We start from the raw sequence: 14,027 nt of genomic DNA, 5'->3' as shown, positions 1-14,027 counted from the left end.
CTAAAAACAGCATCTACTGGCTGAAAAAAGATGCCTTTGGTATGTATAAAAGTGCAGAAGAGCACACCAAACTCAAAGGCTCCCTAAGCTCGTGGATTTGGGTAATGCCCTTGGCAATCGGCTTTGTTGCCTATAACGCCTACAAGCTCAACAACAGCTATCAGTCCAGATTGCAGCCGCAGCAGGCGCAGGAAGCCCAGCCAGAAGCCGGGCAAGGGCAAACCCAAGGCCAACAGCCAAACGCCCCGCAAAACGCATCAGGCGGCGTTTACGGCCAACAACAACAGATGCAGCAGATGCCCGCCCAAGATCCGAACCGTCCATTAAGCGCATCCGACTACATTCCCAGCATCGACGACCAGCCGTGGACGGCACCCATCTATAACGGCCGCAACCGCAACATCCAAACCATGCCTTACCCCGCCGCCTGCGTCAAAAGCGGCAGCAAATGCACCTGCTACACAGATCAGGCAACTACGCTCGATATCGACAAAGCCCAATGCCTGAAATACGTTGAAGACGGCATCTACAATCCCTATCTGGCCGACGAATACCAAGATCAGACGCCGGCAAACAGAAGCTACGGATACCAACAGCAGCAAGAGCAAAGCCGCCCGCAGGTTTCCCAGCTAGGCGGCCGATCCTTGCCCAGTCTCACGCAGGGCAATAACAGTGATTTGGATGTTATTCAATAATTCTGAAGTTAAAATTGGTTTTAAAGCATTCTGTATTGCCTTTTGCGTATCTGGCACTTTTAACAGCGCGCAATGCCATGTTGTCTAAACTGGTATTGCCGCTGCTTTTTATTATGGTTACGTTTTGGGTTGAGCCATCATCTTTGACTTCAAATTCAAGGCTGACTTCTCCTTCAATTCCTGCATTTTGAGCGTCTTCAGGGTAAGGCGGATTGGGCAAGCCTATTTTTGTGCAGTTCCGGCCTGATTTTTTGCTGTGAGATGTTTCCACTGTCCCGCCCGCATCCGCCTGGCCAGTCTGTTCGGCCATAGAAGTGGCCACTTGATTCGCATGGCCGGGCGATCCGGTTGTCAAAGTGGCCACTTGCACCGCATCCGGCCTATCCTGCATTTTCGCCGCCATATAGCCCAACAGCCCGCATATGGCCGACAACAGCACAATGATGATGTTTTGCTTCATGGTTGATTCTCCGCTTAAAAAGCCCGATTATAGCTGTACTTTGCAAATAGCAAAGTATCCTTCTGGTAGGCTGCAATATACAAACTGTCTAAATATTACATTTTAAGCGTATTAATTTAGACGATATGTACTATAAACATATTAAAAAGACATTTATTGTCCAATATATTGCATCTATTCTTTTGGTAATATGCTGTTATTGAATTGGATTTTTTTGTGCCAATTTAATAACAGGATACTTAAATATTCTGTAGATTTTCTACTTTAGAATATTATACAAATTGTCCAAATTGAATTTGCCCTTGTTCGCCCGCCTGCCCGCCAAATTTCCCGGCCTGCCTGCTTGGGTTTCGGTATCGTTTGATACATCACGGAGCCGGAAGGGCGTCAAGGGGGAAGCTTTGTAAAGATTTGGGGCGCTTTTTCCCAAATCTTTATGAATACCCCCTTGATGCCCTGCAGGCGACCCCACACTCTGCCGCAAGGGCAGGTGGTAAGGCGCGCGCTTTTCGCGCCGTCCCCCTGCCCCCGCGGCGTCGCAAGTGAGACTGGGGGGCGCGGGGGGCTAGTCCCCCGCAAAGGTTTCCGCTTCAGTATCGGAAAACAAAAACTGCAAAAGGTGCAGCTTCAGGCGGCGCCGCCGCCCAAAACATCACACCTTTTGCAGTAGCCGTTTCCGCTTCAGTCCAGTTTCAGATTACCCGCCGACGGTGGTGCTGTTACAATCCCCACCGCTGCGGCCTAGCTAACCGCAGCAAAGAGCAGCCAGCCTGTAAGCAGCCGGGGCACTATAGCCCGTCTATCAGATTAGGCGGCCGCTCTCTTTCTGTTTGTGAAATTGAGTAGCATCAAAGGACGCGGCAAACCGCGAACCTGTATAGTAAGGGTAATCACATGAGAACATCCGTCGGATTAGACATCTCCAAAAAAACCATCGACGCCGCCTACATGCCGGCAGAAAGACAAATCACCAGCGCCGTTTTCACCAACGACGCCGACGGCATCCAATCCCTGAAACAATGGCTGGACGCCTTTGGCCAAAGCGATTTGCACATCTGCATGGAAGCCACCGGCGACTATTACGAAGCCGCGGCAGATGCCCTAAGCAACGATTACGCCGTTTACGTCGTCAATCCGCTTAAAATCAAATGCTACGCCAAAAAGCGCTTCAGCCGCACCAAAACAGACAAACAGGACGCAAAAATCATCGCCGAATACTGCTTCACCGCCCTAGATGCAGAGCTAGAGCAACGGCATACACCCAGCGCAGACCAATACCGCCTAAAGCGTTTCATGGCACTGCACGGCCAACTCAAACAGCAGATGACAGCCCAGAAAAACCGTCTAAAGGCCGCCAAAGACAAATTTGTCCAAAGCATCCACAAAGAGCAGATTGCACAGCTTCAACGGCATATTGACGTAGTAGAGAAGGAAATAAACGACGCAGCCGGTGGCGACAGCGGCACCAAAGCCACTACCGATAAACTGCAAAGCATCCCCGGCATCGGCGTCATCACATCCGCCAAACTCGCCTACTACCTAACCGCCCTAAAATTTAAAGGCGCAAAGCAGTTTGCCGCCTTTGCCGGACTAGTGCCGCAAAAGAAAGAATCCGGCACAAGCGTCAAAGGCAAAGAGCAGATGACAAACTACGGCAACAGACAACTGCGCGGCGCCCTTTTTATGCCCGCCATGGTCGCCTACCGTAACGGCTATTTCCCAGAGCTGATAAAACGGTTAACCAAGAAGAAAAAGCACAAGAAAGTGATCATTGGCGCCATCATGCGCAAGCTGGCTATCATCGCCTACTACGTCCACACAACCGGCAAGCCCTACGAGCCGCACCGCTATCGGCCGCAAAGCTAGCGGCCGCAGCAAAAAGAAAACGGCAGAAAACTGCCGCCTTTTTTGCGTCTGCACAAAATGCAACAAAACATAATCAATAAAAACAGCAAGATACAATTTATTTTGTAAAATTGGGTTTACATCTAAGGTAGCATCTGAAAGCCAAAGGCAGCCTGAAAAGCCGAACACAAGGTTTTCAGGCTGCCTTTTTGCACATGCCACCATGCGGCAGAGCAGCACGCAGGCGCAATTTTCCCTTTGTCTCTTAACATAAAATAAATTAGAATATCGCGTTTTTTACAAATCTTGCACTAAGCTAACAAAGGAAATCATGAAACACACTATTCTTGCCGCCGTTATCGGCTTGCTTGCTGCCCATCCGGCCCTTGCCGAAACCATCCCCATGCCCGTGGAAAAACTGGGCGAAGTTCAGGGCGTGCCGTTTTACAAAGGCTACGGCTCGTCCATCGACGCCGACCCGCAAAACCCCAATCGTTTCTACGGCTTAACCGACCGTGGCCCCAATGCCGACGGTGGTGAAAACATCAAAATCTTCCTGCAACCGAACTTCACGCCCAACATCGGCCATTTTGAAATCCAAACCAACGGCACGATTAAAAAACTGCGCGACATCCCGCTCAAAGACGCCAACGGCAAACCGCTCACCGGCCTGCCTAACCCCAAAGGCTACGGCACATCCAAAGAAACCGTGGTGGATGTTAATAAACGCCCCTTGCAGCGCGACATCACCGGCATCGACAGTGAAGGGCTGGCGGTAATGAAAGACGGCACCTTCTGGGTATCCGATGAATACGGCCCGCACATCGTGCACTTTGACCGCAACGGCTTCGAGCTCGAGCGCATGAGCCCGCGCGGCGTGCAAACCAACGGCCGCCGCCTGCCCGCCGTACTCGGCCATCTGCGCCCCAACCGCGGCATGGAAGGCTTGACCACCACGCCGAGCAACCGCGTGCTGGTCGGCATCATGCAATCCGCGCTGCACAACCCGAGCAAAGATGCGGTGAAAAATGAATCGGTAACGCGCATTGTGTCGTTTGATTTGGCGACAGGTAAAACCAAGCAATACCTGTACCGCCAAGGCGGCAGCTATTGGAAAAACTCCGAAATCCGCGCCATCGACGAACACCGCTTTTTGGTGGACGAGCACAACGGCAAAAACGTGAAACACGTTTATTTGATTGATTTGCGCGGCGCCACCGACGTTTCCGACCCCGTCGACAGCGAAAACGGCTTGAAAGTAAACGGCAAAGCCATTGAAGAAAACACTTGGGAAGAACTCGCCGCCGCCGGCATCAAGCCCGTAAGCAAAACGCTGGTAAGCGACGTAAAAAAAGACGTGGATTTTCAGTCGTCTAAATTTGAAGGTATGTGGGTGGCAGACGGCGGCAAAACGCTGTGGATTATCAACGATGACGATTTCGGCATCGATTCCACAGACAACCACACCATCGTGCCCAAACGCCTGCCCAACGGCGAAACCGATGCCACGCGCCTGTACCGCATTCCGCTGAACATCAAATAAGCATCAAGCCAAAGGCAGCCTGCGTAGCGAAGCGGAGTTGCGAAGCTAAAACCTGTGTGCAAGGTTTTAGCTTCGCAACTCCGCTTCGCTACGCAGGCTGCCTTTTTATGCCCGCCGCCATATTGCGGATAAGCGTAGGTTGGGCATTCATGCCCAACTATGCCTGATATTGCGAAGGGAATTTGTCGGGCATCAATGCCCGACCTACTGCTTTCAGACGGCCTTTTGATGCGTAGGTCGGATACTTGTATCCGACGTTTTTCCGCAAAGGAACCCCAAGCATGCCAACGGCTGTCGGATTCGAGAATACGACCTACGAAACTTCCCCGCGCCGTCATTAGCTTACGCAAGCCCGCCCAAACGGCGTCATTCCCGCGCAGGCGCACTACTGTCCGGAATAAAACCCCGCAACCCAAACAAAAAGGTTGCAGTCCAACGTTTTTACGGGTAAACCCCAGAGCGTCAACTCAAAAACATCGGAACTGCAACCATGTACAGCATAAGCCGCTTTCAGCAAATCATCAAGCCCGTTATGAACGGACACTTCGCCCGCCATGTCCGCACACACCAGGCCGACAAACACAGTAAAGGCTTCGGCTGCCAAAACCTGTTGGTTTGCATGCTTTACGCCCAGCTTGGCCGCTGCACCAGCCTGCGTACACCCGGGCAATCCTTTAACGCCCACAGCAGCCACCATTACCACCTGAATATGCGCAGCATCCGCCGCTCCACATTGTCAGAAGCGCCGGCCAAACGCGACCCCCGCCCGTTTGCCGACATGCTTATTGAACTGAGTGCCCTATGCGGCAGAACCCTGCGCAAACAGGCTGGCGATTTACTCTACCTGCTCGACTCCACCCCGATTGTGCTCAAAGGACGCGGCTTTGACCAATGGACAACCCACAACGGCCGCATCACCGGTTTAAAACTCCATATCCTAATGAACCATGCCGACCAATGTCCCGTTGCCCACAGCATCACCGACGCCCGGGTTAACGATGTGGACGAGCGCCACATCGTGCAGCCTGAAAAAGGCGCCACCTATGTTTTTGACAAAGGCTATTGCGACTACAACTGGTGGGCCAAACTGGATGAAGCGGGCGCCTATTTCGTCACCCGGCTCAAAACCAATGCCGCCGTTGAAACCATCCAACGCTTTTTAGGCCGCAGCGCCAACGCGGTGAAACTGCAAATCCTGTGCGCGATGATTGCGTATCTGCTGCTGAAGCTGTACCGGCAAAGCGGCCGGATGGGCGAGAGCCTGCACCTGCTGTGCGCACGGATTGCGGGCAGCCTGTTTGAGCGGCCGCAAACGCCGTATGCCCACTACGCGCGCCGAAGGCGGGAAAGGCTTGAACTGGCGCGGATGCAGGGAGTGTTTTTTTGAAGTTAAGTGCTTGGCGTGCTGATTTGTATGGGTTATTTATTCCGGACAGTAGTGCGCCTGTGCGGGAATGACGGAATAAAAAAGCAGCCTGAAACCGTGTAATGCGGTTTCAGGCTGCCTTTTCAGACGGCATCAGGGCAGCCTGAAACGCCGTGTAGAGTGGGCATTCATGCCCGACGTTTTTTGCTGTGTTTCCTATTTCTGTCGGGCATAAATGCACCGACCTACGGCGCTTGTTTTTAAAGGCAGCCTGAAAAACGGCAGACGGGTTTGGACTTCGCAACAGCCGCAAACCTGTTTTCAGGCTGCCCAAATCCGCACAATATTTGCACGTTTCGGCATCATGCGGCGTGCGGCTCATCCCTATAATCTGCGTTTTCAACCCTATTCCAATAAGGAAAACATTATGAAAACATGGCTCTATACCGCTGCGCTGACGGGTTTTACCGCGCTTTCTGCCACAGCTGGGGCAGAAGGAAAATTTACCGTGCAAGTGGGCGGTTTGCAAAACGGACACTTCGCCGAACGCCATGTGTTAAGCGAAGCCTATGGCTTTGGCTGCACAGGTGGCAACATCGCGCCCACGATTTCGTGGAAAAACGCCCCCAAAGGCACAAAAAGTTTTGTGCTGACGATGTACGATAAAGACGCACCCACAGGTTTGGGCTGGATGCACTGGGTGGTCGCCAATATCCCCGCCAACGTCTCTGCGCTGCCTGAAAACCAACCCTTGCCGCCGGGCGCGCTGCAAACGCGCACCGATGGTGGCACAGCGGGTTTTATGGGCGCGTGTCCGCCCAAGGGGCAAAACCACCGCTATGAAATCACCGTTACCGCCGTGGATGTGGCCACGCTGCCCAATATCACCGCCGAAGCCACGCCCGCGCTGGTTGGTTTTTTCACCAATGCCCACGCGCTGGGCAGGGCAAAAGTTACCGTGCGCCAAGCGCGATAAGGGATGAAACGAAAAAAGGGACGCCATGTAGTGCGTCCTTTTTTGCTGTGGTGGGGGTTTTCAGGCTGCCGATACGCGGATGATTAACGCGCCCTGCGTACATCGCTCGGGGTACAACCAAAATGCGCCCGAAATTTCGCCGCAAACCGCGCAGGGCTTTCATAGCCCACCGCATACGCCACCTGCGCCACGCCCAGCGGCGAAGTTTGCAGCAGGGTCAGTGCGCGCATCATCTTCACACTGCCCGACAGTTCGCGAAAAGACGTGCCTTCGTTTGCCAACCGCCGCCGCAGCGTTGTTTCGCTCATGCCCAACTGCCGCGCCACATCCCTTATCTGCCAGTTGACAGCGGTATCCCGCGCAATCAGTTGGCGTATCTGCTTGCTCAAACGCTGCACCGAATGCGGATTGAACACCGCCCCGGCTTGCGCCAGCCAAGCCAGCAGTTCGATTGTCCGCGCTGCCAACACCGTTTCAGGCAGCCGCGCCTGCACGCCCTGTACCACACGCAAAAACGCTTCATTCCACGCCGCATCAGGATGCAGCACCCGCGCCAAATCCACCGTTTCGCGCGAAGGGTGTTGCGCGAAAAACTGTGCCACCCATTCATCGCCCAGCATCAGCCATTCCGAGCGATAACCCTGCGCCCCATCAGGCTCATTCAGCACATCAAACGACTGCCCGCCCACAATCAGCAGCCATTGCCCCGCCGTTGCCGCCAATTCGCCGCCCGCGTAGCGCAGTGTTTTACGCCCGTGCACCACGCGCACAATCATCGGCTGTGCAAACTGCGATTGCGCAAATGAAAGTTTTTTGTGCTGCAACACGCTGCCCGTTTCCACATGCTGGGGACAGGCAAAATGGTTAATCGTCGGCATGGCAAAATCAGTTGAATCAAAACAAGAGATGATAAGGGGGAAGGCGTTTTCAGGCTACCTTTTCAGACGGCATTAAGGCAGCCTGAAAGTGGAGATTGGCTTTCAGGCTGCCTTTGCTGCCGTCTAAAACTTTGCTTCCAGTTCTTTAATCTGGCGCAACAGCTCGCGGCGTTCGTCCGCGTTCAGCCCGCGGATATTACGCAGCTCGGCGTCAATGGGAACGGGCGCGCCGCCGCCTCGCGGGGCAAACGCGAGATATTGTCCGTGGCGGCGCACGGGTTGGAAGTTGTGGTCGCTAAATGTGATTTTGCGGATTTTGCCGTTGATGGGCGCGGGGTAGAAATAATACGTCCGCCTGAGTTTGTGATTGGTGCCGGCGATGTAAATCGGGATGGCGACGAGTTTCCACGGCTGCGCTTCGGGGCGGTTGATGGCGGCAAGCACGGCGCGACGGCGGCGGTAGCGGGACAGCTGCCACCCACATGCGGCGGCGGTAATGACGGCAAAGGGCAGCAGCGGCAGAAATCCGCGGATGTCGGCAGGATCGGCGGCGTTGCGCACGATTACGGCGGCAAAAACAAGGCTGCCGATAAGCATCAGGGCACACAAAATGTTTGCCAGCGGATAGCCGCCGCCAATGCTGCGGATGCTGACTTGGGTGGGCAGGCAGACGGGGAACTCGCGCGGTTCGGGTGGCGCGACGGGGCGCGAACCAAGGGCTTTGGGGAAAAAGGTTTGGCAAAAACCGTCGAGCACGGCTTGGCGGCGGCTTTTGTCGGGTTCTGCCGCCAGCGTGCAGATTAAATCGGGCAGGTGTTTGCCGTGCAGCAGGTACATCACGGGCAGGGTGATGGAGAAGTCGCGCTGGCGGGTCATGCTTTCCGACAGGCGCAGATATTTGGCGACGCGCGCTTCCATTTGTTCGAGCGTGGCGTTATCGGGCAGCGGCTGCTCGGCTTCCAGTTCTTCCAGTTCGGCTTTGAATTTGCGTGCAGGCTCGCTGTTCAGGTACAGGGTGGCGGGAAACGGATACACGAAAACCACGCTGTTAATCTGCTCCCACGGATAAAAAACGTTTTCGCGCTTGGTTTTGCTGCCGCTTTTCGCGCCAACCCCGTCGAGTTCTTCTTCGGTAAACGCTTGGACGATGCGGATACCGTCGGCGTTTAACACCAGTTTGGTGCGGCTATCGGCGGCGTGGTAGAGCAAAAGGGCGGCAAACACCAAGCAGAACAAAACGATAAAAGCTCCGCTTAGGACAGATTTTAGGCTGCCAACAAACAGCAGCGGCGATGCGGCAGCGGCGATGGCGAGCAGAACGAGCGACATCACAAACATCTTCAGGCGGGAATAGGTGATACGGATTTCGGTGGGCATGGGGGGCTTTCTGATGTGGGTTTGGGGGTTTGGATGGGTTGGGTTTTTCAGACGGCATGATGATAGGCATAGGCAGCCTGAAAGCAAGCGCAGCCGTAGGTCGGGGCATTTATGCCCGACGTTTTAAAATTTATCTGTGTTTGTCGGGCATAAATGCACCGACCTACAAACTCCGTGCGAAGCCTGCAAACGGGTTTTCAGACAGCATTCAAGGCAGCCTGAAAACGGTTGCCGTCGTAGTTCAGCGCTCTTTCAGCCCGGCATTTTATTCTGCTGCTTGTTGCGCCAACCGTAAGTACTCCGCCAAATGCTTATTTTCCACATCTTCAAGCGTATGTAATTTCAAATGGCGGCGGCCTTTACCTTTGCCTTCCAATAAACCGTGCGGGTCTGCCATCTCGGCACCGTGAGCAAATTCCACAGTTACATGCTGTTTATAAACAAAAATGCCGCAAAATGGTTTGGGGGCAGCAAACAAAATGCCGCCATATTTCACTTCTTCGCCTACCGTATCTGCCAGTTGCCCTATTTTCGTGCGCACACTATTGGCGATTTCATACAAGACAGGATTACTCTTTTGCCAATCATCCAGCAGATTTTTTACTTTTTGATCCATGGTCTTCTCCTAATTTGGGCTTGTGGGTTGGACATTGATGCCCGACAAAGTATTCCAAACCGCTATCTACGGCGCGGGCGGGTTTCAGGCAGCCTGAAAACCGTATGGGCGGCAAGGCTGTATTTTATACAAACGGCGAAACGGTTTTTGCGATTTGCCGTGTCGTGTAGTTTTTCAGGCTGCCTTTTTAGGCTTTCAGACGGTCTGAAAAGTGTCGGATACGAGTATCCGACCTACGGCACTGCATGACGCGGTGGAAAAGGAAGAATTTGCCGCCGATATTTATTTGGTGCTGCACGAAGACTTGCGCCGCTCGGCAAAAATCCGCGCGGTGGCGGATTTTTTGGGCGAGGTGTTGGCGGAACGGGCGGGGTAGGGCAGCTTTCGGGTTTATGCCAAATACTTGCCCGCATTATCCAAACAAAATTCGACAAATACCCGCACCACGCTCGACGGGTGGCGGTGCTTGACGTAGAGCAGGTGCAGCGGCAGCTGCGGGAAGGGAAAATCGGGCAGCACTTCGACCAATGCGCCTTCGGCAAGCAGCGGGCGGGCGAAGAAATCGGGCAGGTCGGTGATGCCGCGCCCCAGCAGGGCGAGCTGGCGCAGTTGGCGGTAGTCGTTGCAGCAGAAGGCGGCGGGCGGGATGATGCTTTGTCCGCCGAGCGACCAGCGCACGGGATGTTCGGGCAGGGGCGACCAGCCGATGCAGGGCTTTTGCGCCAACTCATCGGGGCGGTGCGGTGTGCCGCAGCGGGCGAGCAGGTCGGGGCTGGCGACCAGTTGCAGGCGCATCTCGCCGAATTTGCGGGCGACGAGGTTGTCGGTTGCCAAACCGCCGCTGCGCAGGGCGACATCGATGCCTTCGGCCAACAAATCCAGTTTGCGCTCGGTGGCGAGGACGAAGACCTCAACCCGCGGATAGGCAGCCTGAAAATCGCCCAGCAGCAGCCAGCCCGGCTCAAACGTCAACGGTAGCGACAGGCGCAAGCGCCCGGCACATTGCGCCTGCTCGCCGATGACTTGCTGCGCGATGTTATCCAGCGTTTCCACGCTCAAATGCGCCTGCTCGTACACCTGCTGACCGATAAGCGTCGGCTGCACGCCGCGCCCCGTACGTTCCAAAAGCTGCACGTTGAGGCCGTTTTCCAGCTCTTTGATTTTGCGGCTGACGGTGGCAACGGGCATCTGCAAGCGCGCTGCCCCCGCCGACAAACTGCCCGCCTGCACCACGGCGGTAAACACTTTTATCGCGTTGAAATCCATCTTTGCTTTCCATATCTGAAAATTTCGTTTTCATTTTAGCGACTACTCTTGCGGATTTGGAAGGGCGATAATCCCGCCATCCCAACAAGCACAGGAGCAACAACATGAGCAACATCGCTATTATCGGAAGCGGCAATATGGCCGCAGGGCTGGCTGCCGCACTGACCGCTGCCGGCAAAAATGTATTTATCGGCGCACGCGACGCTGCCAAAGCGCAGGCGCTGGCGCAGAAAACCGGCGCACAGGCGCAGGGCGGCACGCTTGCACAGGCCGTTGCTGCGGCGCAGACCGTGTTTCTCGCCCTGCCTTATGCCGCTGCGGCGGAAGTGTTGCAGCAGCTCGATGTTTCGGGCAAGACGCTGATTGACATCAGCAATCCCGTTACGGCGGATTTCCAAAACCTGTCGCTGGGCTTTACGACGTCCGCTGCCGAGGAAATCGCCAAAGCCGCACCGCAGGCGGCCGTGGTCAAAGGATTCAACACCGTTTTCGCCCAATTGCTCGACCCGGCCGCACGCAGTGGGCAGACGGTTCAGGTATTTCTCGCCGCCGATGATGAAGAGGCGAAAAAACGGGCGGCAGCGCTGACCGCAGACATGGGCTTCAAAGCGGTGGATGCAGGCGGCTTACGCAACAGCCGTTTCCTCGAACCGCTGGGCGAGATGAACATCCTGTTCGGCTTCTTCCTCGGCAAAGGTACGGGCATCGCCCCGATGTGGTCGGGCTTGTAAAACCGCTTCGGCATGAGCCGCGCCGATTTCGCCCACATCCAAACGCCAACGCTGCTGCTGGCGTGCGAAAAAGACCAAAACGCCCCGCTCGATACCGTACTTGCCGCCTACCGCGCCATGCCCAAGGCGCAACTCGCCATCGTTGCCAACGCCCCGCACGGCGTGCTGCAAAGCGACTTTTCCGCTGCCTGGGCGATGATTGACAAGTTTCTGCGGGATTGAGGGTTAGAAAACAAAACGCCGTCTGAACGAATTCAGGCGGCCTTTTTTGTTTTTCAGGCTGCCTTGCCGCGTTCTTTGTGTCCATCGCCCCACGCCTTCAAGGCGAGCAGCACCGGTGCAAGCGTTTGCCCGTAGGCGCTCAAGCGGTATTCGACGCGCGGCGGCACTTCGGGATAAACAGTGCGTTCGATGATGCCGTCGGCTTCCAGCGCGCGCAGTTGCGCGGTCAGCGTGCGCTGCGACACCGCAGGCAGGATGCGGCGGATTTCGTTGAAGCGCAGCACGCCGTCGCGATGCAGGCGGTAGAGAATCGTGCCTTTCCACTTGCCGCCGATAACGGCGAGCGCGGCTTCCACCGAGCAGCCTTCGGCGCAGTCAAATGCGCGGTGTGCGGTTTTGCCCATGAGTGTTCCTTGTTTGATGGTTGAAGGTCGTCTGAAACGGCTTTCAGGCTGCCTTTGGCAGTTTGTAGGTCGGGCATTGATGCCCGACGTTTTTATCTGCTTTCAGACGGCCTTTGCCAGTATCCAATAAGTAACCTACTGAAAAATAAGTGCGTTCTTAACAAGCACGCGCCCGCATTTTAAGATGCACGTCCCTTTTACACAACGGAGAAGCATCAAATGAAAGCCATTGGATTCAACCGCCCGCTGCCTGCCAACGACGAAAACTGCCTGCTCGACATTGAGCTGCCCACGCCGGAACTGCGCGAACGTGATTTACTGGTCGAAGTGCGTGCCGTGTCGGTCAATCCCGCCGACGTCAAAGTCCGCGCCGCGCATACGCCTGCCGCAGGGCAGTACCGCATTTTGGGCTGGGATGCGGCAGGCGTGGTCAAAGCCGTCGGCAGCGGCGTGCGGCATTTTCAGGTCGGCGACGAAGTCTATTACGCCGGCGTGATTAACCGCCCCGGCTCGTATGCCCAGTTGCAGGCGGTGGACGAGCGCATCGTCGCCCGCAAACCGCGCACGCTCGATTTCGCCCAAGCCGCCGCGCTGCCGCTGACCGCGCTGACTGCGTGGGAAACCCTGTTTGACCGCCTCGACGTGAACAAACCCGTCGCCGGCGGCAGTCGCGCCCTGCTGCTGGTAGGCGGTGCGGGCGGCGTCGGCTCGATAACCGTGCAGCTTTTGAAAACGCTCACCGACATCCAAACCATCGCCACCGCCTCGCGTCCGGAAAGTGAAAACTGGGTGCGTGCGCTCGGCGCGGATTACGTCATCAACCATCATCACAACCTGCCCGAACAAGTGGCCGTGCTCAGCATCGGCGCGCCATCGTGGGCATTTTCCACCAACCACAGCGCACACTACCTGCCGCAACTGGCGGAACTGCTCGCGCCGCAAGGCCGCATCGCACTGATTGACGACCCGGACGTTCTCGACGCCAACCCGTTGAAAGGCAAAAGCATCTCGCTGCACTGGGAATTCATGTTCACCCGCCCGCTGCGCGAGACCGCCGACATCGCGCGCCAGGGCGAAATCCTCGCCAAAGTCGCGCAACTGGTGGACGAAGGCCGCCTGCACAGCACTGCCACGCAAACCATCGACGGCATCAACGCCGCCAACCTGCGCCGCGCGCATCAGCTGGTGGAGCGCGGGGATATGATTGGCAAGGTGGTGCTGGCAGGGTGGTGAGCTGGCTTGAGAGATGGATAAAGGCAGCTTGAAACCCAACCCCGATTCATCGCAAAAAGGCAGCCTGAAAGCCTATTTCAGCTTTCAGGCTGCCTTTATCGTGTGCGGATGGTTTTGGTTTTGCAGTAGGTCGGGCATTGATGCCCGACGTTTTGCTTTGTTTCCTCTTTCCATCGGGCATGAATGCCCGACCTACGCACCGCATGGCAGCAGTTGTAGGTCGAATTCTCGAATCCGATAGCCGTTGGTATGCTTGGAACTTTGCTTGCGGAAATGCCGGATACAAGTATCCGACCTTGTATATCGGAACACCCGTATCATAGCAACAAACCGCCCGCCGCCGCCCGCATCCGACCAAGGCAAACAACCGTTGCGTAGCTCAGGGAGCGGTCGGGCAACCCATCGACACAACCGG

The 14,027-nt window shown here is 55.6% G+C and carries 14 protein-coding genes and 1 pseudogene; 9 read left to right on the top strand and 6 right to left on the bottom strand.

Annotated features, from left to right (window positions below; genetic code table 11):
- Positions 1 to 695, top strand: a pseudogene (locus OP500_RS11015) (zonular occludens toxin family protein); the annotation flags it as partial.
- On the opposite strand, the gene OP500_RS11010 reads toward OP500_RS11015, so the two are convergent.
- Positions 685 to 1,155: an energy transducer TonB gene (locus tag OP500_RS11010; RefSeq protein ID WP_274070982.1), complete on the bottom strand. Its 471-nt coding sequence runs from the start codon at positions 1,153 to 1,155 to the stop codon at positions 685 to 687. The pseudogene OP500_RS11015 and the gene OP500_RS11010 sit on opposite strands and share 11 nt — an antisense overlap.
- A gap of 894 nt (positions 1,156 to 2,049) precedes the next feature.
- Here OP500_RS11010 and OP500_RS11005 point away from each other — a divergent pair.
- The 4 genes from OP500_RS11005 (at position 2,050) to OP500_RS10990 (ending at position 6,885) form a co-directional block, all read left to right on the top strand.
- Positions 2,050 to 3,021 (top strand): IS110 family transposase, encoded by a 972-nt coding sequence (locus tag OP500_RS11005; protein ID WP_274070981.1) that lies wholly within the window; start codon positions 2,050 to 2,052, stop codon positions 3,019 to 3,021.
- A 310-nt stretch (positions 3,022 to 3,331) separates the two neighbouring features.
- On the top strand, positions 3,332 to 4,543 hold the full coding sequence (locus OP500_RS11000; protein WP_274070980.1) for an esterase-like activity of phytase family protein: 1,212 nt from the start codon (positions 3,332 to 3,334) through the stop codon (positions 4,541 to 4,543).
- A 490-nt stretch (positions 4,544 to 5,033) separates the two neighbouring features.
- The gene (locus OP500_RS10995; protein ID WP_274070979.1) at positions 5,034 to 5,930 is read left to right on the top strand and encodes a transposase; all 897 of its coding nucleotides are present in this window, start codon (positions 5,034 to 5,036) and stop codon (positions 5,928 to 5,930) included.
- A 406-nt stretch (positions 5,931 to 6,336) separates the two neighbouring features.
- Complete coding sequence (locus OP500_RS10990) at positions 6,337 to 6,885, top strand: YbhB/YbcL family Raf kinase inhibitor-like protein (protein WP_274070978.1); 549 nt, start codon at positions 6,337 to 6,339, stop codon at positions 6,883 to 6,885.
- 83 nt (positions 6,886 to 6,968) lie between these two features.
- Here the strand turns inward: OP500_RS10990 and OP500_RS10985 are convergent, their stop codons facing one another.
- The 3 genes from OP500_RS10985 to OP500_RS10975 all read right to left on the bottom strand — a co-directional run bounded on the left by OP500_RS10985 (position 6,969) and on the right by OP500_RS10975 (position 9,756).
- Complete coding sequence (locus tag OP500_RS10985; protein ID WP_274070977.1) at positions 6,969 to 7,763, bottom strand: helix-turn-helix transcriptional regulator; 795 nt, start codon at positions 7,761 to 7,763, stop codon at positions 6,969 to 6,971.
- 123 nt (positions 7,764 to 7,886) lie between these two features.
- Complete coding sequence (locus tag OP500_RS10980; protein ID WP_274070976.1) at positions 7,887 to 9,140, bottom strand: hypothetical protein; 1,254 nt, start codon at positions 9,138 to 9,140, stop codon at positions 7,887 to 7,889.
- A gap of 265 nt (positions 9,141 to 9,405) precedes the next feature.
- Positions 9,406 to 9,756, bottom strand: a complete 351-nt coding sequence (locus OP500_RS10975) for a DUF1801 domain-containing protein (protein WP_274070975.1) — start codon at positions 9,754 to 9,756, stop codon at positions 9,406 to 9,408.
- A gap of 211 nt (positions 9,757 to 9,967) precedes the next feature.
- On the opposite strand from OP500_RS10975, the gene OP500_RS10970 reads away from it, so the two are divergent.
- The gene (locus tag OP500_RS10970) at positions 9,968 to 10,132 is read left to right on the top strand and encodes a hypothetical protein (protein ID WP_274070974.1); all 165 of its coding nucleotides are present in this window, start codon (positions 9,968 to 9,970) and stop codon (positions 10,130 to 10,132) included.
- A 14-nt stretch (positions 10,133 to 10,146) separates the two neighbouring features.
- Here the strand turns inward: OP500_RS10970 and OP500_RS10965 are convergent, their stop codons facing one another.
- Positions 10,147 to 11,022 (bottom strand): LysR family transcriptional regulator, encoded by an 876-nt coding sequence (locus OP500_RS10965; RefSeq protein WP_274070973.1) that lies wholly within the window; start codon positions 11,020 to 11,022, stop codon positions 10,147 to 10,149.
- 104 nt (positions 11,023 to 11,126) lie between these two features.
- On the opposite strand from OP500_RS10965, the gene OP500_RS10960 reads away from it, so the two are divergent.
- Positions 11,127 to 11,753 (top strand): NADPH-dependent F420 reductase, encoded by a 627-nt coding sequence (locus OP500_RS10960; protein WP_003778214.1) that lies wholly within the window; start codon positions 11,127 to 11,129, stop codon positions 11,751 to 11,753.
- 12 nt (positions 11,754 to 11,765) lie between these two features.
- Positions 11,766 to 11,975 (top strand): alpha/beta fold hydrolase, encoded by a 210-nt coding sequence (locus tag OP500_RS10955; RefSeq protein ID WP_274070972.1) that lies wholly within the window; start codon positions 11,766 to 11,768, stop codon positions 11,973 to 11,975.
- A gap of 53 nt (positions 11,976 to 12,028) precedes the next feature.
- Here OP500_RS10955 and OP500_RS10950 read toward each other — a convergent pair whose 3' ends face one another.
- Entirely contained in the window at positions 12,029 to 12,379 is a 351-nt protein-coding gene (locus OP500_RS10950; protein ID WP_274070971.1) for a winged helix-turn-helix transcriptional regulator, read from the bottom strand.
- A 219-nt stretch (positions 12,380 to 12,598) separates the two neighbouring features.
- On the opposite strand from OP500_RS10950, the gene OP500_RS10945 reads away from it, so the two are divergent.
- Positions 12,599 to 13,612 carry a zinc-binding alcohol dehydrogenase family protein gene (locus tag OP500_RS10945; RefSeq protein WP_274070970.1) on the top strand — a complete coding sequence of 338 codons (1,014 nt, stop codon included), beginning with the start codon at positions 12,599 to 12,601 and terminating at the stop codon, positions 13,610 to 13,612.
- Positions 13,613 to 14,027: the final 415 nt, after the last annotated feature.

Source organism: Kingella sp. SNUBH-2017, assembly GCF_028680565.1.
Taxonomy (GTDB): domain Bacteria; phylum Pseudomonadota; class Gammaproteobacteria; order Burkholderiales; family Neisseriaceae; genus Kingella_D; species Kingella_D pumchi.
Note: the sequence above shows the minus strand (reverse complement) of the source record. Positions and strands in the feature narration are given on the sequence as shown.